23 protein-coding genes are annotated in these 25,385 nt (G+C 69.9%); 12 read left to right on the plus strand and 11 right to left on the minus strand.

Annotated features, from left to right (window positions below):
• The first annotated feature begins 63 nt into the window (after positions 1 to 63).
• The gene (locus ABZT49_RS32180; protein WP_355292490.1) at positions 64 to 2,328 is read left to right on the plus strand and encodes an amylo-alpha-1,6-glucosidase; all 2,265 of its coding nucleotides are present in this window, start codon (positions 64 to 66) and stop codon (positions 2,326 to 2,328) included.
• A 126-nt stretch (positions 2,329 to 2,454) separates the two neighbouring features.
• On the opposite strand, the gene infC is transcribed toward ABZT49_RS32180, so the two are convergent.
• Positions 2,455 to 2,976 (minus strand): translation initiation factor IF-3, encoded by a 522-nt coding sequence (infC, locus tag ABZT49_RS32185; protein ID WP_048430889.1) that lies wholly within the window; start codon positions 2,974 to 2,976, stop codon positions 2,455 to 2,457.
• A 237-nt stretch (positions 2,977 to 3,213) separates the two neighbouring features.
• The gene (locus tag ABZT49_RS32190; protein WP_355292417.1) at positions 3,214 to 4,446 is read right to left on the minus strand and encodes a glycosyltransferase family 4 protein; all 1,233 of its coding nucleotides are present in this window, start codon (positions 4,444 to 4,446) and stop codon (positions 3,214 to 3,216) included.
• 358 nt (positions 4,447 to 4,804) lie between these two features.
• Between ABZT49_RS32190 and ABZT49_RS32195 the strand changes: the two genes are divergently transcribed.
• Together ABZT49_RS32195 and ABZT49_RS32200 are read left to right on the plus strand one after the other, a co-directional pair.
• Positions 4,805 to 5,575 (plus strand): alpha/beta hydrolase, encoded by a 771-nt coding sequence (locus ABZT49_RS32195; RefSeq protein ID WP_355292419.1) that lies wholly within the window; start codon positions 4,805 to 4,807, stop codon positions 5,573 to 5,575.
• 275 nt (positions 5,576 to 5,850) lie between these two features.
• A complete protein-coding gene (locus ABZT49_RS32200; protein WP_355292421.1) occupies positions 5,851 to 6,360 on the plus strand; it encodes a MucR family transcriptional regulator in 510 nt (169 codons plus the stop codon).
• On the opposite strand, the gene ABZT49_RS32205 is transcribed toward ABZT49_RS32200, so the two are convergent.
• From ABZT49_RS32205 to ABZT49_RS32215, 3 genes are all read right to left on the minus strand, one after another.
• Entirely contained in the window at positions 6,357 to 7,343 is a 987-nt protein-coding gene (locus ABZT49_RS32205) for a helix-turn-helix domain-containing protein (protein WP_355292423.1), read from the minus strand. The two genes, ABZT49_RS32200 and ABZT49_RS32205, sit on opposite strands and share 4 nt — an antisense overlap.
• Before the next feature lie 249 nt (positions 7,344 to 7,592).
• Positions 7,593 to 8,030, minus strand: coding sequence for a cupin domain-containing protein (locus ABZT49_RS32210; RefSeq protein ID WP_355292425.1), 438 nt, complete (start codon positions 8,028 to 8,030; stop codon positions 7,593 to 7,595).
• 48 nt (positions 8,031 to 8,078) lie between these two features.
• Positions 8,079 to 9,407, minus strand: a complete 1,329-nt coding sequence (locus tag ABZT49_RS32215; RefSeq protein ID WP_355292427.1) for an FAD-binding oxidoreductase — start codon at positions 9,405 to 9,407, stop codon at positions 8,079 to 8,081.
• A 240-nt stretch (positions 9,408 to 9,647) separates the two neighbouring features.
• Between ABZT49_RS32215 and ABZT49_RS32220 the strand changes: the two genes are divergently transcribed.
• The 7 genes from ABZT49_RS32220 to ABZT49_RS32250 all read left to right on the plus strand — a co-directional run bounded on the left by ABZT49_RS32220 (position 9,648) and on the right by ABZT49_RS32250 (position 15,236).
• On the plus strand, positions 9,648 to 10,496 hold the full coding sequence (locus ABZT49_RS32220) for an urease accessory protein UreD (RefSeq protein ID WP_355292429.1): 849 nt from the start codon (positions 9,648 to 9,650) through the stop codon (positions 10,494 to 10,496).
• 91 nt (positions 10,497 to 10,587) lie between these two features.
• Entirely contained in the window at positions 10,588 to 11,208 is a 621-nt protein-coding gene (locus ABZT49_RS32225) for an urease subunit gamma (protein WP_355292431.1), read from the plus strand.
• A complete protein-coding gene (locus ABZT49_RS32230; protein ID WP_407943615.1) occupies positions 11,205 to 11,765 on the plus strand; it encodes an HD domain-containing protein in 561 nt (186 codons plus the stop codon). The genes ABZT49_RS32225 and ABZT49_RS32230 overlap by 4 nt, the downstream gene beginning before the upstream one ends.
• A complete protein-coding gene (ureC, locus tag ABZT49_RS32235) occupies positions 11,765 to 13,492 on the plus strand; it encodes an urease subunit alpha (RefSeq protein ID WP_355292432.1) in 1,728 nt (575 codons plus the stop codon). Before ABZT49_RS32230 ends, ureC begins: the two co-directional genes overlap by 1 nt.
• A gap of 28 nt (positions 13,493 to 13,520) precedes the next feature.
• Positions 13,521 to 14,021 carry a DUF29 domain-containing protein gene (locus tag ABZT49_RS32240; protein ID WP_355292434.1) on the plus strand — a complete coding sequence of 167 codons (501 nt, stop codon included), beginning with the start codon at positions 13,521 to 13,523 and terminating at the stop codon, positions 14,019 to 14,021.
• A 29-nt stretch (positions 14,022 to 14,050) separates the two neighbouring features.
• A complete protein-coding gene (locus ABZT49_RS32245; RefSeq protein ID WP_355292436.1) occupies positions 14,051 to 14,557 on the plus strand; it encodes an urease accessory protein UreE in 507 nt (168 codons plus the stop codon).
• Positions 14,499 to 15,236: an urease accessory protein UreF gene (locus ABZT49_RS32250; protein ID WP_407943616.1), complete on the plus strand. Its 738-nt coding sequence runs from the start codon at positions 14,499 to 14,501 to the stop codon at positions 15,234 to 15,236. The genes ABZT49_RS32245 and ABZT49_RS32250 overlap by 59 nt, the downstream gene beginning before the upstream one ends.
• 242 nt (positions 15,237 to 15,478) lie before the next feature.
• Here the strand turns inward: ABZT49_RS32250 and ABZT49_RS32255 are convergent, their stop codons facing one another.
• The 6 genes from ABZT49_RS32255 to ABZT49_RS32280 form a co-directional block, all read right to left on the minus strand.
• A complete protein-coding gene (locus ABZT49_RS32255) occupies positions 15,479 to 17,704 on the minus strand; it encodes a xanthine dehydrogenase family protein molybdopterin-binding subunit (protein WP_355292438.1) in 2,226 nt (741 codons plus the stop codon).
• Positions 17,705 to 17,726: 22 nt separating this feature from the next.
• Complete coding sequence (locus ABZT49_RS32260; RefSeq protein WP_355292440.1) at positions 17,727 to 18,695, minus strand: xanthine dehydrogenase family protein subunit M; 969 nt, start codon at positions 18,693 to 18,695, stop codon at positions 17,727 to 17,729.
• 10 nt (positions 18,696 to 18,705) lie between these two features.
• Positions 18,706 to 19,383 (minus strand): 2Fe-2S iron-sulfur cluster-binding protein, encoded by a 678-nt coding sequence (locus tag ABZT49_RS32265; RefSeq protein ID WP_355292442.1) that lies wholly within the window; start codon positions 19,381 to 19,383, stop codon positions 18,706 to 18,708.
• Positions 19,384 to 19,886: 503 nt separating this feature from the next.
• Positions 19,887 to 20,288 carry a hypothetical protein gene (locus tag ABZT49_RS32270; protein ID WP_355292444.1) on the minus strand — a complete coding sequence of 134 codons (402 nt, stop codon included), beginning with the start codon at positions 20,286 to 20,288 and terminating at the stop codon, positions 19,887 to 19,889.
• A 175-nt stretch (positions 20,289 to 20,463) separates the two neighbouring features.
• Positions 20,464 to 20,976, minus strand: coding sequence for a GNAT family N-acetyltransferase (locus ABZT49_RS32275; protein ID WP_355292446.1), 513 nt, complete (start codon positions 20,974 to 20,976; stop codon positions 20,464 to 20,466).
• The gene (locus ABZT49_RS32280; protein WP_355292448.1) at positions 20,973 to 22,592 is read right to left on the minus strand and encodes a glucan biosynthesis protein G; all 1,620 of its coding nucleotides are present in this window, start codon (positions 22,590 to 22,592) and stop codon (positions 20,973 to 20,975) included. The genes ABZT49_RS32275 and ABZT49_RS32280 overlap by 4 nt, the downstream gene beginning before the upstream one ends.
• A gap of 704 nt (positions 22,593 to 23,296) precedes the next feature.
• Here ABZT49_RS32280 and ABZT49_RS32285 point away from each other — a divergent pair.
• Together ABZT49_RS32285 and ABZT49_RS32290 are read left to right on the plus strand one after the other, a co-directional pair.
• Positions 23,297 to 24,463, plus strand: a complete 1,167-nt coding sequence (locus ABZT49_RS32285) for a type III PLP-dependent enzyme (RefSeq protein WP_355292449.1) — start codon at positions 23,297 to 23,299, stop codon at positions 24,461 to 24,463.
• A gap of 178 nt (positions 24,464 to 24,641) precedes the next feature.
• Positions 24,642 to 25,178 carry an N-acetyltransferase gene (locus ABZT49_RS32290; protein ID WP_355292451.1) on the plus strand — a complete coding sequence of 179 codons (537 nt, stop codon included), beginning with the start codon at positions 24,642 to 24,644 and terminating at the stop codon, positions 25,176 to 25,178.
• The last annotated feature ends 207 nt before the right edge of the window (positions 25,179 to 25,385 follow it).

A 25,385-nucleotide genomic window follows, 5' to 3' on the forward strand; every position in this document is an offset into this window, starting at 1 on the left:
GATCCCGCCCCGTTTCCCCGCGTCGCCGCGCGGAGCGAAGCCCCAAGGAGTGAAGCCGTGCCGATGGTCGCGACCGCCCCCGACGACGAGACGCTGCCGCAATACCACATCGAGGCGCAGACCTCGCTGGTCGAGCGCCAACTGCGCTCGCTCAAGCACGGCGACGCCTTCGCGGTGCTCGACAGCTACGGCGACATCGGCGTCTTCCCGGGGCCCGAGGGGCTGTACTTCCAGGACACGCGCTTCCTGTCGCGCCTGGAGCTGACCGTCGAGGGCCAGCGGCCGATGCTGCTCGGTTCGGTGGTGCAGGACGACAACGGCGCCCTCTCGGTCGACCTGACGACGCCGGACATCCGGTTGGACGCCGGCGACGAGACCAGCATCCCGCGCGAGATCATCGCGCTGGAGCGGACCAAGTTTCTGTTTCGCGGCACCTGCTACGACCGGATCGGCCTGCGCAACTACGACACCAAGCCGCGCCACCTGCGCGTCTCCTTGAGCTTCGACGCCGATTTCCGCGACCTGTTCGAGGTGCGCGGCAGCGACCGGGCGCATCGCGGCAAGCGCAGCGTCGAGGTGACGGGCGCCAACGAGGTGACGTTCACCTATGACGGGCTCGACGAGCGCCGCCGCACCACCCGCCTGCGCTTCGGCCCCAGACCCGCGCGGCTCGAGGCGAACCGGGCCGAGTTCGAGGTCCGGCTCGCCCCCGGCGGGCGCGCCTCGCTCTTCGTGCGGGCGATCTGCGACACGGTCGATCTCGGCCGCGCCGGCTTGGCCGTACTCGGCAGCGCCCTGCCCTTCACCCACGCCGCCTATCCGAGCCCGCGCCGCGAGGACGGCCATCCGAAGGGCGAGGGCATGACCTTCGCGCTCGCCTATCGCGACGCGCGGCGCGACCTGCGCAAGGCCACCGCCAACATCACCACGATCGAGAGCTCGAACGACCAGTTCAACGAGGCCGCCTGCCGCGCGACGGCCGACCTCTACATGCTGCTCAGCCGCACGCCGAACGGCGTCTACCCCTATGCGGGCATCCCCTGGTACAGCACGGTCTTCGGCCGCGACGGCATCATCACCGCCATGATGACGCTGTGGATCGATCCCGAGATCGCCAAGGGCGTGCTGCGCCACCTCGCGGCGACGCAGGCGACGACCGTCGACCCCGCCGCCGACGCCCAGCCCGGCAAGGTCCTGCACGAGACCCGCAACGGCGAGATGGCGATCCTCGGCGAGGTCCCGTTCAAGCTCTATTACGGCACGATCGACGCGACGCCGCTCTTCGTGATGCTGGCCGGGCAGTATTACGAGCAGACCGGGGACCTCGCGACCATCCGGGCGATCTGGCCCAACCTTCTGGCGGCGCTGAACTGGATCGACGAGTACGGCGACCGGGATGGGGACGGCTTCGTCGAATACGCCCGCGAGACCGAGAAGGGCCTGGCCAACCAGGGCTGGAAGGACAGCCACGATTCGATCTTCCACGCCGACGGCCGCATGGCGCAGGGGCCGATCGCCCTCTGCGAGGTCCAGGGCTACGTCTACGCCGCCAAGAAGGGCGCCGCGAAGCTCGCCGCGCTGATGGGCGACGACGTCCTCTCCGAGCGCCTGAAGGGCGAGGCCGAGCGGCTGCGCCAGGCCTTCGACGAGAAGTTCTATCTCCCTGAACTCGGCACCTACGCGCTCGCCCTCGACGGCGAGAAGCGCCCCTGCGCCGTGCGCTCCTCGAATGCTGGGCACGCGCTGTTCACCGGCATCGCCTATCCGGAGCGGGCTTCGAGCGTCGCCGCGGTGCTGATGTCGAAGGACGGGTTCAACGGCTGGGGCGTGCGCACGATCGCGGTCGGCGAGGCGCGCTACAACCCGATGTCGTACCACAACGGCTCGATCTGGCCGCACGACAACGCCCTGGTGGCGCTGGGCCTCGCCCGCTACGGCCTGAAGGCCGAGGCCGCCCGGGTGTTCGAGGGCCAGCACGGCGCCTCGCTCTACCAGGAGGGGCGGCGGCTGCCGGAGCTTTTTTGCGGCTTCATCCAGCGCAAGCAGCGCGGGCCGACGAATTATCCGGTGGCGTGCAGCCCGCAGGCCTGGGCGGCGGCCGCACCCTTCGCGTTCCTCGCCGCCTGTCTCGGGCTGGAGCTGCGCCACGACCGCAACCGGATCCGTTTTCGCGATCCGATCCTGCCGGCCTTCCTCGACGACGTGCTGATCCGCAACCTGAAGCTCGGCGACAGCCACGTCGACCTGCTGATCCATCGTCACGGCAGCGACGTGACGGTGAACGTGGTGCGCCGGACCGGCGACGCACAGGTTGTGTTGCTGAAGTAAAAAAGCGATGGGCCGGGACATGCCCGGCCCTTCGATGCTCCCCGCGCGGGTCTTCTTACAAAGAGGCCCGCGCCCGGAGCGCTCCGTGATCCATCCCGCGCGGAAAAACGCGGCGGTGCGCCGTGCTTAGCGCGGCGCCAGGATCATGATCATCTGGCGGCCTTCGAGCTGCGGCTCGCTCTCCACCTTGGCGATTTCCTGCGTCTCGGACTTCACGCGCTCAAGCAGGCGCAGGCCCAGATCCTGGTGCGCCATCTCGCGGCCGCGGAAGCGGAGGGTCACCTTGACCTTGTCGCCTTCCTCGAAGAACCGCTGCACGGCCTTCATCTTGACTTCGTAGTCGTGCTTGTCGATGCCCGGCCGGAGCTTGATCTCCTTGACCTCGACGGTCTTCTGCCGCTTGCGCGCCTCGGCTTGCTTCTTCTGCTCGTTGAAGCGGAAGCGGCCGTAGTCGAGAAGCTTGCAGACCGGAGGCACGGAGTTCGGCGCGATCTCGACGAGGTCGAGGCCCGCCTCTTCGGCGACCTGCAGCGCTTCGAAGAAGCCCATGACACCGCGGTTCTGACCGGTATCGTCGATGAGCTGCACCTCGCGGACGCCGCGGATGTCCCGGTTGGCGCGCGGCCCGTCTTTCTGCGGGGCCGGCATGGCTCTCATAGGTCTGCGAATGGCTTCATTCTCCTCAATCACGTCGTCCGGCGGCGGCCCGCCGACCATGTCCTTCCGGACCAGTCCCGAACCACCGCGCGGGCATACTCGTGGTGTACGCTAGCACCTTGGCGAGATCGCCCGGTTTGTCAACTCGCGCAAGTGGAACTTGGTTGCCGAGATCCGGCTCGGCCCGGGAGGCGATCCCGGATTCGTGATCCGGGTGCGCCGGCCCGCTCAAGCCCCCTCCCCCGCCGGTGCGACGCCGAGGAGCGCGGCGTAGATCGCCAGGGTGTCGGCCAGCATCAGCTCGAGGGAGAAATGCGTCTCGACGTGGCGGCGGGCGCGGCGCACCAGGGCGTCGCGGGCGCTGGCGCCGAGCTGCAACGCCTCCGCAACGGCGGCGGCCAGGGCCTGCGGGTCGCCGGCGGGCACGCGCCAGCCGGTGCGCTCGTGCGCCGGCACCTCCGGCGGGGCGAGCACCGTTTCCGGCACGGCGCCGAGATCCGAGACGACGACCGGCGTGCCGAGGGCCTGGGCCTCGACCGCGGAGCGGCCGAAGGCCTCGGGCTCGGTCGAGGGCACCACCACGACGGAGGCCGCCCGGTATGCCGCCGGCATGTCGCCGCAATGGCCGACGCGCTTCACCTGGGCTGAGAGGCCGTGGGCGGCGATCATCGCGTCGATCTCCCGCAGGTAGCCCGTGCGCCCCTGCGGATCGCCCGCCAGCACCACCGTGAACTCGGACAGCCCCTGGGCGCGCAAAGCCGCGGCCGCCTCGATCAGCACGCGGTGGCCCTTCCAAGGGGTGAGGCGGGCGGCGAGCAGCACCACCCGCTCGTGCGGGGCGACGCCCCAGGCCCGGCGCAGGGCCTCGACCCGCTGCGGCGTCACCTGGGCGGGCGCGAAGGCGGCGAGATCGGTGCCGCGGTGGATCACCCGCACCCGGTTTCCGGCGATCTGCGGAAACAGGCGCCGGATCGCGTCGGCGGTGAAGTGCGAGTTGGCGATCACCGCGTCGCCGCGGGCCATCACCGAGTTGTAGAGGAGCTTCGCCGGCGAGCGGCCGGCATAGCTGCCGTGATAGGTGGTGACGAAGGGGATGCGCAGCCGCCGCGCCGCGCCCAGCGCCACCCAGGCCGGGGCGCGGGAGCGGGCATGGATCAGGTCGACCCGCTCCGCGCGGCAGATCCGCATCAGCCGGCCGACATTGAGCGCCATGACGAAGGGATTCTTGGTCCGCGCCGGGAACGGCACCCAGGCGCCGCCCTTGGCCTGCAACTCGCCGACGAGGCGGCCGCCCTCGGTGGCGACGAGCGCGCGGGCGCCCGCGGCGGCGAGCGCCGCCGCCACGTCGACGGCGGTGCGCTCGGCGCCGCCGGCGTCGAGCTCCGGGATGATCTGGAGCACGGTGCGGCCCGCCAGCGGATGGCTCGCGGCCGGGAACGGCGTGGCCTGGCTCGACGGCATGGGACTCCGGGTCAAAGTTCTGATCGCAGCACTCGCGGCGTGACGGTGCCCGCTCCGCGCAGGGTTCGACGAAGGGCCGACGGAACGCCGGCCGGATCTCGCATATGGTCGCCGGCCGCCTCCGGTGTAGAACCCCGCCGTCGCGGTCCGCTCACGGACGATGCATCAAGGTCGCCCTACGTTGTTGCGGATCGGTAAACCTTGGGCGCCGGCCGCCCGCGGCAAGAGCGGCGTTCGATCGCGTGGCGATCGAACGCCGCTCTACATCTTTGATTTTGCAGCATTTTCTACGACGAACCGGTGTCCACTTCGTCGGAAAATGCTCTGGGGTTGCACATTGAATAACGGGGATAACGTCATGCAAGAACCCGCGCGCACACCTGCCGAGATGCTGCCGGTGCGGGGCCGCCGCCTGGCCACCCTGGTGCGGCCCGGTGCCGGACCGCCGGTGGTCTGGCTCGGCGGCTTTCGATCGGACATGCGCGCCACCAAGGCCGAGGCCCTGGACGCATGGGCGGCGCGGGAAGGCCGCGCCTTCGTGCGCTTCGACTATACCGGCCACGGCGAGTCGGAGGGCACCTTCGCCGATTGCACGATCTCGGACTGGCTGGCGGACGCGCAAGCCGTGATCGCCGCCCTGGCGCCGGCGCGCCCGGTGCTCGTCGGCTCCTCGATGGGCGGCTGGATCGCGCTGCTCGCCGCGGCGAAGGTCCGGCCCGCCGGCCTGGTTCTGATCGCCCCCGCGACGGATTTCACCGAAGAGCTGATGTGGAAGCAGTTCCCGGAGGAGATCCGCCAGCAGGTGATGCGGGACGGGGTGTGGCGGCGCGAGTCGCAATACTCGCCCGAGCCGACCCCGGTGACCCGGGCACTGATCGAGGACGGGCGGCGCCACCTGATGCTCGGCGGCCCCATCGATCCGGGTTGCCCGGTGCATATCCTCCAGGGCATGGCCGATCCGGACGTGCCCTGGCCGCACGCGATGACGCTGGTCGATCGGCTGCCGGCGGCCGGCGTGGTCCTCACCCTGATCAAGGAGGGCGACCACCGCCTCTCCGGGCCGGCGGATCTCGACCGGCTGGTCGCGGCAGTGGAGGGGATCGTGCCGCGGGAGGTTTCGGGCGCCTGACGAAACCGCAGGATCGCCCCGCTTCCGGCGCCGCCGTGAGGGCCCGCCTGTCCGCTGACGGGGTCTTTGTCGGGGATGATCGGCGAGGCGGGCCTCGATGGCGCGCCTCGCGATCTGCAACCAAGGCGACAAGACACGAGCGCAGCACAACTTGACCGGCTCCGGATTTGCTCCAGAGCGCAATTCATTTTGATGCGCCGTATCAAGGCTTGATCCATCTCGACGCGCAGGCTCTATCGTTCTTTTGCAGACAATAGAGAGTTCGGGCCTCTCGGATGGATGACGTCACGCAGAAGGGCATCGACATCGGTGCCCTCGCCTCCGATATCGTCGGCGCCTACGCTATGAGAAACAACATTCCGGTCTCGAAGCTGCCGGGCCTCGTGGCGGCAACCCATGCGGCCCTGGTGAAGTTTTGTCCCCCGTCGGCGCCCGGGGACGGCAGGCCGATGCCGGCCGCCTCGATCCATCGGACGATCACCCCGGACCACATCATCAGCCTGGAAGACGGCAGGCCCTACAAGTCGCTCAAGCGCCACCTGACCATACGCGGGCTCACCCCGGACGAGTATCGCCGCAAGTGGGGCCTGCCACCGGACTACCCGATGGTCGCGGCCAACTTCACGGCCGAGCGCTCCAAGCTCGCCAAGAGCACCGGATTCGGTCGCACCAGGTTCGGCCGCGTCCGATGCAGTCCGGCCACCGGTCAGCCGCCGAGGGTCGAAGTCGTTCGAACCGGGCGAAGCGAATCTGGGCGTTGTCATCTTAACGCGGAAAAACTTTAACCACTCGTCGATCTCGCACCTGCTCTACGGACGAGCGCCTCGTGGCGATACTCGCTCGGACTCATGCCGAACTGGCTGCGAAATCGACGAGAGAAATGGGCCTGATCCGAGAAACCGCATCGATAGGCGATCTCTTGCAGCATCATATGGGCGCTGATGGGATCGGAAAGACGGCGTGCCGCATTCTCCAGCCGCCTGTGCCAGATCCAGGCGGCGATATTCTGCCCGCTCTCGCGAAACAGAACCTGAAGATGGCGCAGAGATACGCCGACGGCACTCGATACCTGCATCGGGCTCAAATCGGCATTGCCGATGTTGTTGTCGATGTAGGATTTCGCCTTTTGCATGGTCAGCGACGACCTGAGGGATCCGGGAACCTCCAGCGCCATCCGCTCGGCGATGCTCGCGGCGACGAGATCGATGCCCGTCGCACTCATGCGCTCGGCCGATTCCGGCGTCAGCTGTTCGCTCAACTGGCTGAGATTATGCAGGAACGACCGCGCCAGCGCCGTGACCGGAAGATGCCCTCCGACGCCCAAGCCGACGAAATGGCGGGACGATCCGAGGACGCGCTCCAGGCGATCGCGCGGAATCTCGATGGCCAGAACTTCGCTATATCCTTCGTGCTCGATGGTCCAAGGCGTGTTGGGATCCCGTACCGAGAGATCCCCCGCCCGGTCGATGGTGGAGCGGTCGTTCTGGTTCGCCTTCACGGATCCGGAGAGCACGACGCTCAAAAATAGATGATCTGTCTTATTATTCTGGTGTCGGATCGTCTGTGGTGTGGTCGAAGCGCGCAAATTCTGCAGGGAAAACTTCGTGAAGACGAACGAACCGACCGTGGTGCCTTCGATCACAGCTTGGAACGGTTCGTCGCTCGAGGAACTCTGCACCATAGGGACCAACCGATCCTCGCAGAGCTCACGCCACTGGCGAAACCGATCCTCGGGACGGACGTTGGCGGTCGTGAATAATGTTTGCATCTCGAAGGGGGCAATTGTCTTTAGGGCAATATGTTCCGATCTAAGATCTTACAATATCCGACACAATCCCGAAATCATCAATCGCCCTATATATCCTTTTATTCCTATTCCAGTATCTGAAAGGCCTGCACACCGCGCAGGCCTTTCGAGGGGCCGAGATCTCGCGCGGGCGCGCCGAGGGCCCGCGAGCCAGGTCGCGGCCGTTTCGCGGGGCGGTTCCGGACCCGGACCGACCGGACGCGATGCGCCCTACGCCATCAGGTCCCCCTCCGCCAGCCGCAACCCGTCCAGCTCCGGCAGCAGGACCACGCTCTCCTGCTCGTTCGGGTCGGTGCGGGCGATGACCGCCGTGCAGGTCTCGGTCCGGCTGGCATTGTAGGGCAGGTGCGGCATCCCGGCCGGGATGTAGACGAAGTCGCCGGCCCGGCTCCAGAGATGCTGCTCCAGCCGCTCGCCGTACCACATGCCGGCGACGCCGGAGAGCACGTGGAGTGCCGTCTCGTGCGCCTCGTGCAGGTGGGCCTTGGCGCGGGCCCCGGGCGGCAGGGTGACGAGCTGCATGTGCAGCGCCTTCGACCCCACCGATTCGGCCGAGACCGCCGGCGCGTAGGTGAGGGCCTGCTTGCCGACGTAATCGGGGCCCGGGCGCACGACCCGGCAGGTAGTCTGGGGTGACGACAGGTCCATGGCGCGTCCTCCGCTGGAGCGGAGGGAGCTTAGGCCAGGGCGCCGCGCTTAGAAATCCGCCACCTTCCCCCAGGCCGAGGCGGCGAACCGGTCCGGGTGGTAGGGCTTGGGATCGACGATCGGCGCGGCGCCTGAGGCGAGGTCGGCGATGAGGTGGCCGGCGCCGGGGCCGATGCCGAAGCCGTGGCCGGAGAAGCCCGCTGCCAGGATCAGGCCCGGCACGCCCGTGACCTCGCCGATCCCCGGCACGCCGTCGGGGGTTGAATCGATGTAGCCGGCCCAGGAGGCGGTGATCGCGGTGCCGCGCAGGGCCGGCAGCAGCTCGAGGGCCCGACGGTGGGTCTCGGCCACCAGCCGCGCGTCGGGCCGGGGATCGAGGATGCGCATGCGCTCCATCGGGGTCTGTTCGTCGAGGCGCCAGCGCGCGGCGGTCTCGTGGCCGCTGCGCCAGCCCTCGGTGCCGCCCGGCCGCAGGGCGCGCCAGCGCTTGGCGAACATCGGCACGAATTCCCGCGCGAACAGGATCTGCTGCGGGGTCGGATCGACGCTGGCCCGGCCGCTGATGGCGAGCGTGTGGCCGCCGGTCTCGCCGCGCCGGGTCACCGAGATCTCGGCGGTGTGGAGCGCGTCGGGCAGGCCTTCGACATGGGGCCCGACCGCCAGGATCGACGAGCGCACCGCCGATTGCGGGAAGCGGATGCCGAGCTGGCGGCAGAACGACGAGGCCCAGGCGCCGCCGGCCATCACCGCGATGCGGGTGCGGATGGTGCCCTTCTCGGTCACCACGCCGCTCACCCGGCCGCCCGCGAGTTCGAGGCCGCGGGCGGCGCAGAACTGGTGCACGCTGCCGCCGGCCTTCATCACGCCGCGCGCCACCACCGGCACCGCCCGCGAGGTGTCGGCGATGCCGTCCGTAGGCGAGAACACCCCGCCCTTCCAGGTCCGCCCGGTGGCGCCGCCCCGCGCACGCGCCTCGCTCTCGCTCAGCATGTGGGTGACGACGCCCTCCCCGGCCGCGAAGTCGCGCCACTTCGCCCAGCGGGCGATCTCGGCCTCGTCGTTGCTGAGATAGAGCAGGCCGGAGCGGCGGAAGCCCGGATCCTCGCCGATCTCGGCCGTGAGACGGTCCCACAGGTCGAGGCTCTTCGTCGCCATCGGCAATTCGCGGGCGTCGCGGTTCTGCTGCCGGCACCAGCCCCAGTTGCGGCTCGACTGCTCGGCCCCGATGCGGCCCTTCTCGACCAGGGCTACGCTGACGCCCCGGCGCGCGAGGTAATAGGCCGTGAAGGTCCCGACCACGCCACCGCCGATCACCACCACCTCGGCGGCGGCCGGCAGGTCCGGCGTGGTGTCGATGTGGAGGAGAGGTGCAGGCATGGTGAGCTCCCGTTGATCGGGGGACACTAGCAGGGGCGCCAGTGCGCGGACGCCGGAGAGGCAGGCCTGCGCGGCAGATTCTGCTGAGCGCCCGGTCGCTCGCCGGCATCATCGGATGGTGCCAAGGTTCTGTCGCCGAGGGGCTTGCCTGCGGGGCCGCTCGCGCGGTCTAAGCGTGACCGTGAGGACCGTCCGCGTCTGCCTTCGCGCCAGCCTTCCCGCGTCAGCCTTGGGCTCACAATGCAAGCTCCCCCGGTTCCCGACGCCCTCCGCCGCCAGCGGTCGATCGGACACGTCGCGCTGAGCGTCGCCCGGATGCCGGGCGGCGCCACGCGGGTCACCGACCTCGCCGAATCCGGCCCCTTACGCCTGCGCCTGCCGCGGCCCGAGCCCGGCCCGATGGAGGCGGTGCTGCTCAACAGCGCCGGCGGCATCGCCTGCGGCGACCGCTTCACGATCGAGGCGCAGCTCGCCCGGCACGCCGACCTCGTGCTCACCACCACGGCGGCGGAGAAGATCTACCGCTCGGACGGGCCGGTGACGCGGCTCGACGTGGCGCTGACCCTGGAGCCCGGGGCCGCCCTGGCCTGGCTGCCGCAGGAGACGATCCTGTTCGACGGGGCGCGGCTTGCCCGCAGTTTCTCGGCCGAGATGGCGGCGGATGCGCGGCTCACCCTGTTCGAGGCCCTGGTCTTCGGCCGCGCCGCGAAGGGCGAGGTGATGCGGGACGGCCGGCTCGCCGATTCCTGGCGCCTGCGCCGCGCCGGGCGTCTCGTTTATGCCGACACGTTCCGCCTCGACGGGACCATCGCGGACACGCTCGCCCGCCGGGCGGTGGCCGGCGGCGCCCGCGCGATGGCGACGCTCCTCCACCTCGCGCCCGACGCCGAGAGCCGCCTCGACCAGGCCCGCGACCTGATCGAGGCGGCCGGCCGCGAATCCCTCGCGGTCGAGGCTGGGGCGAGCGCCTGGAACGGCATGCTGGTGATGCGTCTGCTCGGGGCGGAGATCGGCCCCTTGCGCCTCGCCGCCGCGCGGATCCTCGAGGGGTTTCGCGGCCGGCCCCTGCCGCGGGTGTGGCAGACGTGAGCGCGCGGCTCGGTTCTTGCCTGCCGAAACCTTGCCTCGCGGCCGAGCCTCGGTGAAGGATGGGGCGGCCCGTGATCCAGAGGATTCGCCCGTGCTGCTGACACCCCGCGAGAAGGACAAGCTCCTCGTCGCCATGGCGGCGATGGTGGCCCGCAACCGCCTGTCCCGGGGCGTGAAGCTCAACCACCCCGAGGCGGTGGCGCTGATCACCGACTTCGTGGTCGAGGGTGCCCGCGACGGCCGCACCGTGGCCGAGCTGATGCGGCTCGGCGCCCAGGTCCTCACCGCCGACCAGGTGATGGAGGGGGTGCCAGAGATGATCCACGACATCCAGGTCGAGGCGACCTTCCCGGACGGCACCAAGCTCGTCACCGTCCACCACCCGATCCGCGGCACCCCCGCCGCCGACGTGCCGGGCGCGGTGACGACCCCGGACGGCGAGATCGTGTTCAACGAGGGCGCGGCCCGCACGGTGATCGAGGTCGCCAATACCGGCGACCGGCCGATCCAGGTCGGCTCGCACTACCACTTCTTCGAAGTCAACCCGGCGCTCCGATTCGACCGCGACAAGGCGCGGGGCCAGCGCCTCGACATCGCGCCGGGCACGGCTGTCCGCTTCGAGCCGGGCTCGACCCGGGAGGTGGTGCTGATCCCGATGGGGGGCGGGCGCGCGGTGTACGGGTTCCGGGGCGACGTGATGGGGGCGCTGTGAGCCCCTACGACAAGGTCTTGCGCGAACATCTGGCACTGGTGACGCGGGCGGCCGACTTTGCGGCCCGCCGGCATGCGGGTCAGCGCCGCAAGGGTGCCGCGCGGGAACCTTACGTGAATCACCTTGCTGAAGTCGCAGCCCTCCTCGCCGATTCCGCGAGCGAGCCGAACGCCTGGCTGATTGCGGCCGGCTGGCTGCACGACACGGTCGAGGATACCGGTACGACCCGCGACGAACTCGCCGGCCTCTTCGGCCCGGTCGTCGCCGATCTCGTGGCCGAGGTCACCGACGACAAGTCGCTGCCGAAGGCGGAGCGCAAGCGTCTCCAGGTCGAGCGGGCACCGCACAAGTCGCCGGATGCCAAGGCGATCAAGGTCGCCGACAAGATCAGCAACCTGCGATCCCTCGTGGCAAGCCCGCCGGAGGACTGGGACCGGACCCGGGTCCTCGACTACGTCGCCTGGGCTGAGAGCGTCGTCGCCGGCTGCCGCGGCACGAATGCGGCCCTCGAATCCATCTTCGATCAATCCGCCGTCGCGGCGCGGAGAGCGGTCTGATGTCCAACACCCCCAAACCCGCCAGCCTCCCCCGCGCCGCCTACGCGGCGATGTTCGGGCCGACCAAGGGCGACCGCATCCGCCTCGCCGACACCTCCCTCGTCATCGAGGTCGAGCACGACCACACCCGCTACGGCGAGGAGGTGAAGTTCGGCGGCGGCAAGGTGATCCGCGACGGGATGGGGCAGAGCCAGGCCAGCAATGAAGGCGGCGCCGTCGACACCGTCATCACCAACGCGGTGGTGCTGGACCATTGGGGCATCGTGAAATGCGACGTCGGCCTCAAGGGCGGGCGGATCGCGGCGCTCGGCAAGGCCGGCAATCCGGACATCCAGGACGGCGTCACCATCGTGGTCGGGCCCGGGACCGAGGTCGTCGCGGGCGAAGGCAAGATCCTCACTGCCGGCGGGTTCGACAGCCACATCCACTTCATCTGCCCGCAGCAGATCGACGAGGCGCTGAATTCCGGCATCACCACCATGCTAGGCGGCGGCACGGGCCCGGCCCACGGCACCTTCGCCACCACCTGCACCCCCGGCCCCTGGCACATCGCCCGGATGATCGAGGCGGCCGACGCCTTCCCGATGAACCTGGCCTTCGCCGGCAAGGGCAATGCCTCGAAGCCCGACAGCCTGGAGGAGATGATCCGCGCCGGCGCCTGCGCGCTGAAGCTGCACGAGGATTGGGGCACCACCCCCGCGGCGATCGATTGCTGCCTGTCGGTGGCGGACGCCCACGATATCCAGGTGATGATCCACACCGACACGCTCAACGAATCGGGCTTCGTCGAGGACACGATCGCAGCCTTCAAGGGCCGCACCATCCACGCCTTCCACACCGAAGGCGCCGGCGGCGGCCACGCGCCGGACATCATCAAGGTGGCGGGGCTCGCGAACGTGCTGCCCTCCTCCACCAACCCGACGCGGCCCTTCACCCGCAACACCATCGACGAGCATCTCGACATGCTGATGGTGTGCCACCACCTCGACCCGTCGATCCCCGAAGACCTCGCCTTCGCCGAGAGCCGGATCCGCAAGGAGACGATCGCCGCCGAGGACATCCTGCACGACATCGGCGCGCTCTCGATGATGTCGTCGGACAGCCAGGCGATGGGCCGGGTCGGCGAGGTCATCATCCGCACCTGGCAGACCGCCGACAAGATGAAGCGGCAACGCGGGGCGCTCCCGGGCGATTCCTCCGGCAACGACAACGCTCGCGCCAAGCGTTACGTGGCCAAGTACACGATCAACCCAGCCATCGCGCACGGGATCTCGCGCCATATCGGCTCGGTGGAGGTCGGCAAGCTCGCCGACCTGGTGCTGTGGTCGCCGGCCTTCTTCGGTGTGAAGCCGGATCTGATCATCAAGGGGGGCGCCATCGCGGCCGCTCCCATGGGCGACCCCAACGCCTCGATCCCGACGCCGCAGCCGGTGCATTACCGCCCGATGTTCGGCGCCTTCGGCCGCGTGCCGGCGAAGACCGCGCTCACCTTCGTGTCGAAGGCCGCGATCGAGGCGGGGCTTCGCGAGAAGCTCGGCGTCATGAAGGAGCTGGTCGCGGTCGAGAACGTGCGCGGCGGCATCTCGAAGAAGAGCATGATCCACAACGACGCCACCCCGGTGATCGAGGTCGACCCCGAGACCTACGACGTGCGCGCCGACGGCGAGTTGCTGGTCTGCGAGCCCGCCGAGGTGCTGCCGATGGCGCAGCGCTACTTCCTGTTCTGAGGTAATGTGGCGGGCAGGAGCGATCGTCATGCCCAAGCTCGCCGAGCGGGCGCCGGATACCGGTGCCCTGCCTGAGACAAATGTCTCGCACGACACCGACTACTACCTCTGGACGCAAGCGCAGGCCGCGCTGATCCGGGCCGGCCGCTGGTCGGCCCTCGACCGCGAGGCCCTGGCCGAGGAGATCGCCGACTTGGGCGGCTCGCAGAAATCCGAGATCCGCTCCCGCCTCACCGTCCTGCTGCATCACCTCCTGAAATGGGAGCATCAGCCGCAGCAGCGGAAATACGGCTGGCGGGCGACGATCGTCGAGCAGCGCACGAGCCTGGACGACCTCGTGACGATGAGCCCAAGCCTGCGCGCCTGGCCGGCGGAGGTCCTCGGCAAGGCCTATCGCCTCGCCCGGGTGCGGGCGGCCGACGAGACCGGGCTGCCGGAGAGGAGCTTCCCGCCGGACTGCCCGTACACGCTGGTGCAGATCCTCGACGAGCGGTTCTATCCGGGACCGGAGGAGCCGGATGTCGTCTGATCATTTTTAGAATGGAATCACATCACCCCATGATCCGCGCCACTCGCGTCATCCGCCGCGACGCCCTCAGTTCCGGCGAGATCGTCGACCGCATCGTGCTCGATTCCGGCGACCGGCACCGCCGCCGCATGGTGATGCGCGGCGTCGGCGGCCTCGCGTTCCTGCTCGATCTGCCCGAGCCGGCTTTGCTCGACGACGGCGACGCGCTGCGGCTCGAGGACGGTCGCCTCGTCTGGGTCGAGGCGGCGCCCGAGCGGCTGCTCGAGATCCGGGCGCCCACCGACCACGCCCTGAAGCGGCTGATCTGGCACATCGGCAACCGGCACATCCCGGCCGAGATCGGCACCGACGCGCTCTGGATCGCGTACGACCACGTGCTCGCCGCGATGGTCGAGGGGTTGGGCGGCACCGCGATGCCGGTGGAACGGCCGTTCCGGCCCGAGGGCGGAGCCTATGCGGGCGGGCACGCACACGACCATGGACACGACCACGGGCACGGGCATCACCACCACCCGCACGACCATTCCCATGGCTGAGCGGGTCCCGGACGCCCTGGTGCTGCTCGCCTGGCTCTCGCCGGGCTATCCGGTCGGGGCCTATGCCTACTCGCACGGGCTCGAATGGGCGGTGGAGGCCGGCGACGTGCGCGACGAGGCCTCCCTGCGCGACTGGCTCGCCGACGTGCTGGAGCACGGCGCCGGCCGCAGCGACGCGATCCTGGCCGCCCACGCGCACGACGCGGCGTCCGTGGGCGACGCGGAGGCTCTGGTGGCGGTGAACGACCTCGCCCTGGCCCTCAGCCCCTCGCGGGAATTGCACCTGGAGACCAGCCAGCAGGGCCGCTCGTTCCTCGACGCGACCCGCGCCGCCTGGGACGTCCCGCGCCTCGCGGAACTCGGCTCCCATCTCGACGGTCCGGTGGCCTACCCGGTCGCGGTCGGCGCGGCGGCGGGCGCCCACGGGCTCGACCGCGGCACGGTGCTGGCGGCCTATCTGGCGGCCTTCCTGCAGAACCTCGTCTCGGCCAGCTTGCGCCTCGCCCCCGTGGGCCAGACCGCCGGCACGCGGGTGGTGGCGGCGCTGATGCCCCGGGCGGCGTCCCTGGCGCGAGCGATTCAGGGAATCCCCCTCGACGAGGCAGGGACCGCGACCGTACGGCTCGATCTCGGCTCGTTCCGGCACGAGACGCAGTATACGCGGATCTTCCGGTCGTAGATTTGACAGCAGGGTGATCGATTCGCGCTGGAAGAACCGACACCCGCGGTGTCATCCCGGGGCCGCGCAGCGGAACCCGGGACCCATAACCGCTGACGAGACAGGATAGGTCGGCACGCGATCCGCTTTGTCCTGCACCCTCCGCGGTTATGGATCCCGGGTTCTCGCCTTCGGCGAGCCCGGGATGACATGGAGGGTTTCAGTTCGATCCGTTCAAGCAAATCAGACCGTCGACAGCGCGCTCACGCCCGCCGCTGCCCGGTCTCCCGAGCGGTGAACCCCTCCAGGATCTTGTCCAGCGTCAGCGGATAGTCCCGGATCCGGATCCCGGTCGCGTTGTAGACCGCGTTCGCCAGGGCCGCCCCCGCGCCGCAGATGCCGAGCTCGCCCAAGCCCTTGCTCTTCAGCGGGTTCGCCTTGTCGTCGAGCTCGGGCAGGAACACGGCGTCGATCTCCGGCAGGTCGGCATGGACCGGGACGTGGTACTCGGCGAGGTCGTGGTTGACGAAGCTGCCGTAGCGGGAATCGACCTCGATCGCCTCCATCAGGGCCGCGCCGACGCCGAACACCATGCCGCCGATCGCCTGCGAGCGGGCGGTCTTCGGGTTGAGGATGCGCCCGCCGGTGAAGACGCCGAGCATCCGCCGTAGCCGGATCTCGCCGGTGTCGGCATCGACGCCGACCTCGGCGAAATGCGCGCCGTAGGAATACTGCGAGAACTTCTTCTCGTTTTCGCCCGGCTTGATCTCGCCCTCGGCCTCCAGCCCGGCGCCGATCAGGTCGCGCAACGCCGCCGAGCGGTTGCCCGAGGTGATCCGGCCGTCGGTGAAGACCGCGTTCGCAGGATTCAGATCGGTCTTCGCCAGGAGCTGCTCGCGCAGGGCCTCGCAGGCCATGTAGAGCGCCGAGCCCGAGGAGGCCGCGCCGAACGAGCCGCCGGACCCGGAGGACATCGGATCGGCGGTGTCGCCGAGGATCATCCGTACCTGCTTGATCGGCACGCCCATCATCTCGGCGGCGATCTGGCTCAGGATCGTGTAGGTGCCGGTGCCGATATCGGTCATCGCCATCCGGGCGGTGAGCGTCCCGTCGGGGTCGAGGCGCACCTTGGCCTTCGCCGGCTGGAGCGGGTTGAGGCGGGCCGCGGCCGAGACGCCGTGGCCGACCATCCACTGCCCGTCCCGGACCGAACCGGGCTTCGGGTTGCGCCGGTCCCAGCCGAAGCGGCGCGCGCCCTCCTTCAGGCAGGGTACGAGCTGGCGGGTCGAGAACGGGACGTGCTTCTCCGGATCCTGCGCCGGCTCGTTGCGGATGCGCAGCTCGATTGGGTCGAGGTTCAGCGCCTCCGCCAGCTCGTCCATGGCGCATTCGAAGGCCAGCATGCCGACCGCCTCGCCGGGCGCCCGCATCGAGGAGGAGAGCGGCAGGTCGAGCGAGGCCAGCCGGTGCGCCGTCAGGCGGTTCGGGGCGGCGTAGAGGGACCGGGTGACGTTGGCCGAGGTCTCGAAGAAGCTGTCGCCCGGCGTGGTGTCGGACCAGGATTCATGCGCGATGGCGGTCAGCTTGCCGTCCCGGTCGGCGCCGAGGCGCACCCGCTGCACCGTGTCCGAGCGCCGCGTCGTGACGTGGAAGACCTGCTGACGGGTGAGCGCGATCTTCACCGGCCGGCCGTTCAGGTTCTTCGAGGCGAGCGCCGCCAGGATCGCGTCGGCCTGCGGCTGGAGCTTGCCGCCGAAGCCACCGCCGATGAAGCGGCTGATCAGCCGCACATTGTCCTTCGGCAGCTTGAAGACCGAGGCGAGGGCGTCCTGGCCGCGATTCGGCATCTGATTGGCGGTGATGAGCGTGACGTGATCGCCCTCCCAGGCCGCGACCGTGGCGTGCGGCTCCATCATTGCGTGGCTCTGCACCGGGGTGGTGTAGCGCGCGTCGATCTTCACCGGGGCCGCGGCGAAGCCGCCCTCGAAATCGCCGAGGGACGAATCCGGCGGCGTCCGCGCCTTCTCGGGCTTCTTCGCCTCAGCCAGCGCGTCGGCGAGCAGGTAGGATCCCTTCTCCTGGTCGTAAGCGACGCGCACGGCCGCTGCCGCGGCGCGGGCCTCCTCGAAGCTCTCGGCCACCACCAGGGCGACCGGCTGGCCCCAATGCTTGATCTCGGTGCCGGTCAGGAGCGGGCCGACCTGCTCCTTCTTCTCGCCCTGCGGCGGCACGTTGCGGTGGGTCAGAACGTGGACGACGCCCGGCATCCGCTCGGCAGCCACGGTGTCGATCTCGCGGATGCGGCCCTTGGCGATCGTTGCGGTGACGACGAAGCCGTAGCCGGGATTCTGCATCTCCCGGCTCTCGTAGGCGTAAGTGGCGTGGCCGGTGACCTTCAGGGGACCGTCGACGCGGTCGATCGGCTGGCCCACCGGGCCGTGGGGTTGGGTATCGAGGGGCGTGACGCCGATCGGCTGGCTCATGTCCATGGCTTTTCTCCGAATCCGGCGATCAGGCGCGCATCGCCTCGGCGACAGCGGCCGCGAGGGTGCGCTTGGCGAGCGGGATCTTGAAGTCGTTGGCGCCGTAGCCGCGGGCGCCCTTCAACGCCGCCTCGCCGGCGGCGCCGACGCCCTCGCGCACGAGCGCCGCTTCCGCCTCCGCCACCCGCCACGGCTTGTGGGCGAGGCCGCCGAAGGCGAGGCGGGCCGAACGGATCTTGCTCCCGTCGGCCTCGATCACCGCCGCCACCGAGACGAGGGCGAAGGCGTAGGACGCCCGGTCGCGCACCTTGCGGTAGACATGGCGGCCACGCACCGGCGCCGGCAGGGTCACGGCGGTGATGATCTCGCCGGGCTTGAGATTGGTTTCCACCTGCGGCGTGTCGCCGGGCAGACGATGCAGGTCGGCGATCGGGATCTTTCGCTCCGCGCCCTCCGGGGTCACCGTCTCGACCATGGCGTCGAGCGCCCGCATGGCGACCGCCATGTCGGAGGGATGCGTCGCGATGCAGTGCTCGGAGGTGCCGACCACCGCCAGGATGCGGTTGAACCCTCCGATCGCCGAGCAGCCGGAGCCGGGCTGGCGTTTGTTGCACGGCATCGCGGTGTCGTAGAAATATGGGCAGCGGGTGCGCTGCAGCAGGTTGCCGGCGGTGGTCGCCTTGTTGCGCAGCTGGCCCGAGGCGCCGGCGAGCAGCGCGCGCGACAGCACGCCGTAATCGCGCCGTACCCGCTCGTCGGCGGCGAGATCGGCGTTGCGCACCATCGCGCCGATGCGCAACCCGCCCTCGGCCGTCGCCTCGATCCGGTCGAGCGGCAGGCGGTTGACGTCGACGAGGTGGGTCGGCGTCTCGATCTGCAGCTTCATCAAATCCAGGAGGTTGGTGCCCCCGGCGATGAAGCGGGCATTGGGCTGGCCGGCCACGGCCCTGGCGGCCTCTGCCACGCTGGCGGGGCGCTCGTAGGTGAAAGCCTTCATGGAATCCCCCTCAGAGCCGCGTGGCGGTGCCGCCTGCCTCGCGGATCGCCGCGACGATGTTCGGGTAGGCGGAGCAGCGGCAGATGTTGCCGCTCATCCGCTCGCGGATCTCCGCGTCGGTCAGGGCGATCGTCGCGGTGAGGTCCTGCGTCACGGTCGAGGGCCAGCCGGCCTTGGCCTCGTTCAGCATCCCGGCGGCCGAGCAGATCTGGCCCGGCGTGCAGTAGCCGCACTGGAAGCCATCATGCTTGACGAAGGCGGCCTGGAGCGGGTGCAGGGTGTCACCCTCGGCCAGACCCTCGATGGTCTGGATCTCGTCGCCCTCGTGCATCACGGCCAGCGTCAGGCAGGAATTGATCCGCCGGCCGTTGATCAGCACCGTGCAGGCGCCGCACTGGCCGTGGTCGCAGCCCTTCTTCGAGCCAGTGAGCCCGATGCGCTCGCGCAGAGCGTCGAGGAGCGTGGTGCGGGGGTCGACCTCGAGGGGCCGGGCCTGGCCGTTGATCTGGAGGGTCACCGGCATGCGCGGCGTCGCCGGCTCGGCGGCGAGGGCCTGCGGGGTGGGCGCCTGCGCCGGCGGGGTCGCGGCCCGGAGCGGTCCGGTGAAGCCCAGCACCGCCGCGGCGGCGACGCCGCTCTCCAGAACGCTCCGGCGCGTCAATCGCGGCGCGGAATCGGACTTGTCCATGGTGCCTCCCGGCCCGAAACGAGGTGACGGCCCGAGGGCGCGCCTTGCGCCGCCTCGGCCGTCGGGCCGCGACGCGAACGCTCACCAAACGTTCGGCGGAGCGGAGGGGTCCCGGGAGGGGCGCCGGTGCGGCATCGCATGCGGGGGGAGGCGGAGGGTGAGAGCAGGCGTGTCGCTTCAGCACGTATTGGAGGCTGAAGGCCGTCTTGGCCGCCTTTCAACCTCACAGCAAGAAGCCCCCAATCAGGGAGACCCAAGCTTGAGCGGTCAAGGAATTGCCCGACAGTCTTGATTCTCTCCGCGTCATCCCAGGGCCGCGCAGCGGAACCCGGGATCCATAACCGCTGAAAGTGCAGGACAAGGCGGAGCGCGATCCGTTTCTTTCGCTGACGTCGGCGGTTATGGATCCCGGGTTCTCGCCTTTCGGCGAGCCCTGGGATGACGAGGTGGGGTTCAGTTCGGCCGATGACGATCGAAAATCGATGTCATCACATCGCCCTCGGTTACCGACTCACCATCGCCTGCACGCTGTCGACACGCTCGGCCAGGCGCTCGTTCACGCACATCTGCACGGTGGTGCCGTAATACAGCATGCCGCGGCTCTTCTGCTTGTGGCACTCGTAGGCCGGCTGGGCGACGAGGCTGCCGGCGACCAGTGCCGGCAGGGCCAGCACCTTGGCGATGAGCGCGAGACCGCCGAGGAGGCGGCTGCTCGACGGCGCAGGCGGCGCCCAGACGATCTCGATGGTGCGCACGTCGCGGCTCTCGCGCGGGGCGGACCGAACGAACTCCTGCTCGACGTGCACCGGCATCCGGTCGGGCAGGGTCAGGGGCGGGAGCGGACGGGCGGTGGTGTCGCGGGTCCCGGCGATCATCCTGCGGAAATCGGCGTTGGTCAGGGCCATGGCTGCAACCTCGTCGCAAGATCTCGGGGTGAGGCACAATGTGCCTCGGCTACCGGATCACTTGCGTCTGGCGTGCCAATCGAAACCAGTTGGAAACCATGCCGCTACGGCACATTTTCGCCGGGATGGCGGCATCGATGGAATCGCGACCCGTTCCGCTCGTAGCGTGGTTGTATCAGGACGGGGCAGGCGCCAGGGTCCCCTCGCCTTGCCCCTCCCCGAGCCGCTTCTCGTAGCGCCAGGCGGTGGTGCCGTCCTCGTAGTAACCTTCCACGGTCTCGAAGCGGCGGTAGCCGCTGCGCTCGTAGAGGCGGATGCCGGCGCCGTTATCCTCGCGGACCTCCAGGCGCAGGAAGCCGCAGCCCCGCGCCAAGGCCTCGGCCTCGGCGGCGGCGAGCAGCACCCGGCCGAGGCCGGTGCCGGCCCGGCTCGGCGCCACCGCGATCGAGGACAGGCGGGCGCGCCGGCTGCCGCGCCGGCGCTCAACCGTGGCGGCGCCGACCAGCACCGCGCCGTCGAGGGCGACCAGCAGCGAGATCGACGGCGACGCGATGGCGTGACGGATCGCCCGGCGCTCCGCCCGGTCGGTGGCGAAGGCCGCGACCTCGAGCGCCATCAGGGCGTCGAGGTCCTCCCGGAGCGCCGGCCGGACGGTGACGGCCGACGCGCGCGCGGGGTGGCCGCTCACGCGGCCTTCCACGGATAGGTCCAGGTCTCGGTGAGCGTCTGGCCGCGGGCGCGCAGGAAGGCGCGCAGCTCGGTCGATTGCCCGGCCTGGTCGAGCCGCACGTCGATCGCCGCGCGAAAGCCCCGCACGTGGAGGTTCGGCACCAGCGAGATCGCGGTGATCTTGCCCTGCGTCGTCGAGGGCACGATCTCGACCGCCTTCGGGTCGGTGAGCCAGTAGGCGAGGTCGCCGCCCGAGAAGTCGACCAGGAAGCGCCGGGTGCGCGGCTCGCTGGCATCCGCCGTGCCGCCGCTGGCGGTCGTGCGGGCGACGTAGGTGTTCACCACCCGGCCGCCGGGATGCAGGTCGTCGGTCTCGGCGAGCGCCCGGATCTTGTAGGACAGCTCGACCGCCTCGCCGGGCCTGTAGGGCTGCTTCGGCTGCCAGGAGGCCACGATGTTGTCGTGGGTCTCGTTCTCGGTCGGCAATTCGACGAGGCGCACCGTGCCCTCGCCCCACTCGCCCTGCGGCTCGACCCAGTAGCCCGGGCGGCGGTGGTAGTACGCTTCGAGGTCCTGGTAATCCTCGAACACCCGGTCGCGCTGCATCAGCCCGAAACCCTTCGGGTTGCGGTCCTCGAAGGCGGAGATCCAGCGCTCCTTCGGGTTGCGCAAGGGCCGCCAGATCCATTCGCCGCCGCCGGACTGCATCAGCAGCCCGTCGGAATCGTGCAGTTCGGGGCGGTAATCGTCGGAGTGGTGGCGGTCGTTCTCACCGATGAAGAACATCGAGGTCAGCGGCGCGATACCGACCGTGGTGAGCTCGCGACGCGGATGCAGAGAGCAGCGCACGTCGACGACCGTCTCGTCGCCCGGATAGACCAGGAACTGGAACGCGCCGGTGCAAGACGGCCCGTCGAGGAGGGCGTAGATCACCGCCCGGTCGGCGCCCTTCGGCGGCATCTCGATCCAGAACTCGCGGAAGACCGGGAATTCCTCCGGCCCGCCGACGCTCTCGACATTCACGGCGAGGCCCCGGGCCGACAGCCCGTAGAGCTGGTCGCGGCCGAGGAAGCGGTAGTAGCTGGCGCCTAGGAACGAGATCAGCTCGTCGAGCAATCCGGGCTTGTTGAGCGGATAGTGCAGCCGGAAGCCGGCGAATCCGAGATTGACCGGCAGCGGCTTGTCGATGGTGGTGCGGCCGTAATCGAACAGGCCGGGCTGGTAGGGGATCGGCGTCGGCACCCCGTCGCGCACCACGTTCACGGTGACCGGGCGGGTATAGAGGAAGCCGAGGTGGAACAGCTGGAGCCGGAACGGCCCGTCCTGGTCTCCCAGCAGCGCCTTGTCGGGCCGGAAGCGGATGTCGCGCCAGGCATCGTAGTCGAGGGAGGCGAGCGGGGCCGGCAGCGGCGCCACGTTGGCCTCGAAGGCTGCACCCGCGAGCGCCTTCGCCCGGCGCACCACCTCGTCGAAGCGGAAGCGGGGCGGGCCCGACGGCGCCGGGGCCGGATCGGGCGGCGGCAGGGCGCTCGGGCCGGGCTGGGTCGGCCCGACCTGGGCGGAGGCGGCCCGGCTCAGGGCGGCGGAGGAGAGCAGGCCGGCGAGGAGCGCGCGGCGCGAGGGTGCGAGGGTCATGGTGGTCCGGATATAAGGCGCGCGTTCGGAGCGCGCGTGCGCGTCGGCCGGTTGAATGGCCCGTCCGGCTTCGCTTGAGAAGGCCCCACGGGCGGGAAGCGTTCCACGGCGAAGGAGCCATGGCCTTGAGGACCGTGTCATCTCGGCCACCCTGGGGAAATCCGGCGGAATTCCGTTCGTTGGGGCTTGCGGCCGGGGGGCGTCGTCCGTATCTACCGCCTTGCCCAATTTCGCACGTGCCTGTGGCCGCGTGCCGGTTGGTGGGCATCCGGACAAGAGGCCGGACAGCCGCCAGGGGTCTTAAAGGATCGATGGCCGGGAAGGGTGGATCCCTCCGGCCGGCATCCAGGTGGCGACACCGGACCCCGACAACAACCGGCAGCCGGAGGCAAAACCGGCGAACCCCGCTCTCCACGGGGGACGCAGCTTAAAGCAACGACGAACGGGCTTTTTTGGTCTCGTCGGCCCTCCAAAGGCCGACACCGAAGAGGCTTGTTTCTCCTTGCCCCGAGTGCGGATCGGGTTTCCCCGTTCCAAGCAAAGGCAGCTTCCGGGTGCTCTGCGCCCGCGTCGCACGGCGTGTCTCCACAGCACGTCCGCGCCGCGCCGCATCGCCCCCTGACGCCGGACGGCCGACGCGCGCCGTCTTGATCTCGACTTCGGGTTCCCGCGGGAGCCCTCTCGAACCTTTGGTGGGGCTGATCATGACCGATCGCATCCGCGATTTCCTGCGCGTGCGCCGCGAGCTCGGCCGGGATGAGGGTCCCGTGATGGTCCTCGACCTCGACGTCGTGCGCGACAACTACACCGCCTTCGCCCGTGCCCTGCCGGACACTCGGGTGTTCTACGCCGTCAAGGCGAACCCGGCCCCCGAGGTGCTGCGCGCGCTCGCCGAGATGGGCTCCTGCTTCGACACCGCCTCGGTGGTCGAGATCCAGATGGCGCTCGCCGCCGGCGCCACCGCCGACCGGGTGTCGTTCGGCAACACCATCAAGAAGGAGCGGTGCATCGCCCGTGCCCTCCAGCTCGGCGTGCGGCTCTTCGCCGTCGACTGCCAGGCCGAGGTCGACAAGATCGCCCGCGCCGCCGACGCGGTCAAGGTCGCCCGTGAGGACGTGCAGGTGTTCTGCCGCATCCTGTGCGACGGCGCCGGGGCCGAGTGGCCGCTCTCGCGCAAGTTCGGCTGCGTGCCGGAGATGGCGGTGGACGTGCTGGAGCACGGCACCCGGGCGGGGCTCCACGCCTACGGCGTGTCGTTCCACGTCGGCTCGCAGCAGGGCAACACGGAAGCCTGGGACGGGGCGCTCGCCTCCGCCTCGATGATCTTCCGCGAATGCGCCCTGCGCGGCATCCATCTCTCGATGGTCAATCTCGGCGGCGGCTTCCCGACCAAGTACCTCAAGGCGGTGCCGGGCGTGGAATCCTACGGCGACGCGATCTTCCGGGCGCTGACGAAGCATTTCGGCAACCAGCTTCCGGAGACGATCATCGAGCCGGGCCGCGGCATGGTCGGCAATGCCGGCATGATCGAGGCCGAGGTGGTTCTGGTCTCGCAGAAGTCCGACGCCGCCGACGAGGTGCGCTGGGTCTATCTCGACATCGGCAAGTTCGGCGGCCTCGCCGAGACGATGGACGAGTCGATCCGCTACCGCATCCTCACCGACCACGACGAGGACCGCACGGTGCCGTGCGTGCTCGCCGGCCCGACCTGCGACTCGGCCGACGTGCTCTACGAGAAGACCCCGTACCCGCTGCCGATCTCGCTGGCGATCGGCGACAAGGTGCTGATCGAGGGCGCGGGCGCCTACACCACCACCTACGCGGCGGTGGCGTTCAACGGCTTCCCGCCGCTCCAGTCCTACGTGATCTGATCCTTCGGCGCCCTCCGGCGCCGAACCTTCGGAACGATGCGCCGGGTTTCCCGTTTGATCGGGCCCGGCGCGTCCGCGCCTCCACCATCCCCAGAAGTCCCGGACGGCCCGCCGCGTCGCGGCGGGTGCGAGGGCTGTCCTTTGCCCGTTTTTGCGTGAGTCTCGGGAGAGTACGGCCGTGATCCAGATCCGCGACGAGCGCGCCGCCGATGTCGCCGCCCGCGAGCACCTGCTCGACACCTGCTTCGGCGAGGCCCGCTTCACCAAGACCTGCGAGCGCCTGCGCGAGGGGCGCCTTCCGTCGGACGGCCTCGCCCTGGTGGTCGAGATGGACGGCCGGCTGGTCGCCACCGTGCGCCTGTGGGACGTCGATGCCGGTGGAATCCCCGCCCTGATGCTCGGGCCGATCGCCGTCGATCCGGGCCTGCACGGGCTCGGCATCGGCCACACGCTCATGCGCGAGGCCCTGTCCCGTGCCGCGGCGCTCGGCCACCGCGCGGTGATCCTGGTGGGCGACGCGCCCTACTATGCCCGCTTCGGCTTCACCCACGAGCGGGTCGGGAGCCTCAGCCTGCCCGGCCCTTACGCGCCGGAGCGGTTCCTCGCCCTCGACCTCGTGCCGGGCGCGCTCGACGGCGCGGACGGCATGGTGCGGGCGACCGGGCGGGTGGTGCCGAGCGTTCTGCCGGCGGAGGAGTTCCGCGTCGCGGCGTAACCAGCAAAGCGCAGGTATCCCCTCTCCCCGTGGGCGGGGAGAGGGCCGTGTCTCCGTTCAGGTGATACGGCGAGCCCTCAGGGCGAGGGTGAGGGGGTGTTGCCGGAAGAGCCTCGTTCGGCACTTCCCCCTACCTTCGGCTGCCGCCTCGCTGCATCCCTTGGACAGGGACGCAGCCCTCTCCCCGCCCGCGGGGAGAGGAGGATG

Source organism: Methylobacterium sp. EM32, assembly GCF_040593685.1.
In the GTDB taxonomy this organism is placed as follows: domain Bacteria; phylum Pseudomonadota; class Alphaproteobacteria; order Rhizobiales; family Beijerinckiaceae; genus Methylobacterium.

Bases quoted from the DNA above. Each gene is read 5' to 3' on its own strand.
- ABZT49_RS32245 (WP_355292436.1), top strand. From the start codon at position 14,051: ATGATCCGCGCCACTCGCGTCATCCGCCGCGACGCCCTCAGTTCCGGC.
- ABZT49_RS32200 (WP_355292421.1), top strand. From the start codon at position 5,851: ATGGATGACGTCACGCAGAAGGGCATCGACATCGGTGCCCTCGCCTCC.
- ABZT49_RS32265 (WP_355292442.1), bottom strand. From the start codon at position 19,383: ATGGACAAGTCCGATTCCGCGCCGCGATTGACGCGCCGGAGCGTTCTG.
- ABZT49_RS32255 (WP_355292438.1), bottom strand. From the start codon at position 17,704: ATGGACATGAGCCAGCCGATCGGCGTCACGCCCCTCGATACCCAACCC.
- ABZT49_RS32280 (WP_355292448.1), bottom strand. From the start codon at position 22,592: ATGACCCTCGCACCCTCGCGCCGCGCGCTCCTCGCCGGCCTGCTCTCC.
- ABZT49_RS32180 (WP_355292490.1), top strand. From the start codon at position 64: ATGGTCGCGACCGCCCCCGACGACGAGACGCTGCCGCAATACCACATC.
- ureC (WP_355292432.1), top strand. From the start codon at position 11,765: ATGTCCAACACCCCCAAACCCGCCAGCCTCCCCCGCGCCGCCTACGCG.
- ABZT49_RS32270 (WP_355292444.1), bottom strand. From the start codon at position 20,288: ATGGCCCTGACCAACGCCGATTTCCGCAGGATGATCGCCGGGACCCGC.
- ABZT49_RS32260 (WP_355292440.1), bottom strand. From the start codon at position 18,695: ATGAAGGCTTTCACCTACGAGCGCCCCGCCAGCGTGGCAGAGGCCGCC.
- ABZT49_RS32250 (WP_407943616.1), top strand. From the start codon at position 14,499: ATGGACACGACCACGGGCACGGGCATCACCACCACCCGCACGACCATT.
- ABZT49_RS32210 (WP_355292425.1), bottom strand. From the start codon at position 8,030: ATGGACCTGTCGTCACCCCAGACTACCTGCCGGGTCGTGCGCCCGGGC.
- ABZT49_RS32190 (WP_355292417.1), bottom strand. From the start codon at position 4,446: ATGCCGTCGAGCCAGGCCACGCCGTTCCCGGCCGCGAGCCATCCGCTG.
- ABZT49_RS32195 (WP_355292419.1), top strand. From the start codon at position 4,805: ATGCAAGAACCCGCGCGCACACCTGCCGAGATGCTGCCGGTGCGGGGC.
- ABZT49_RS32205 (WP_355292423.1), bottom strand. From the start codon at position 7,343: ATGCAAACATTATTCACGACCGCCAACGTCCGTCCCGAGGATCGGTTT.
- ABZT49_RS32240 (WP_355292434.1), top strand. From the start codon at position 13,521: ATGCCCAAGCTCGCCGAGCGGGCGCCGGATACCGGTGCCCTGCCTGAG.
- infC (WP_048430889.1), bottom strand. From the start codon at position 2,976: ATGCCGGCCCCGCAGAAAGACGGGCCGCGCGCCAACCGGGACATCCGC.
- ABZT49_RS32285 (WP_355292449.1), top strand. From the start codon at position 23,297: ATGACCGATCGCATCCGCGATTTCCTGCGCGTGCGCCGCGAGCTCGGC.
- ABZT49_RS32215 (WP_355292427.1), bottom strand. From the start codon at position 9,407: ATGCCTGCACCTCTCCTCCACATCGACACCACGCCGGACCTGCCGGCC.
- ABZT49_RS32220 (WP_355292429.1), top strand. From the start codon at position 9,648: ATGCAAGCTCCCCCGGTTCCCGACGCCCTCCGCCGCCAGCGGTCGATC.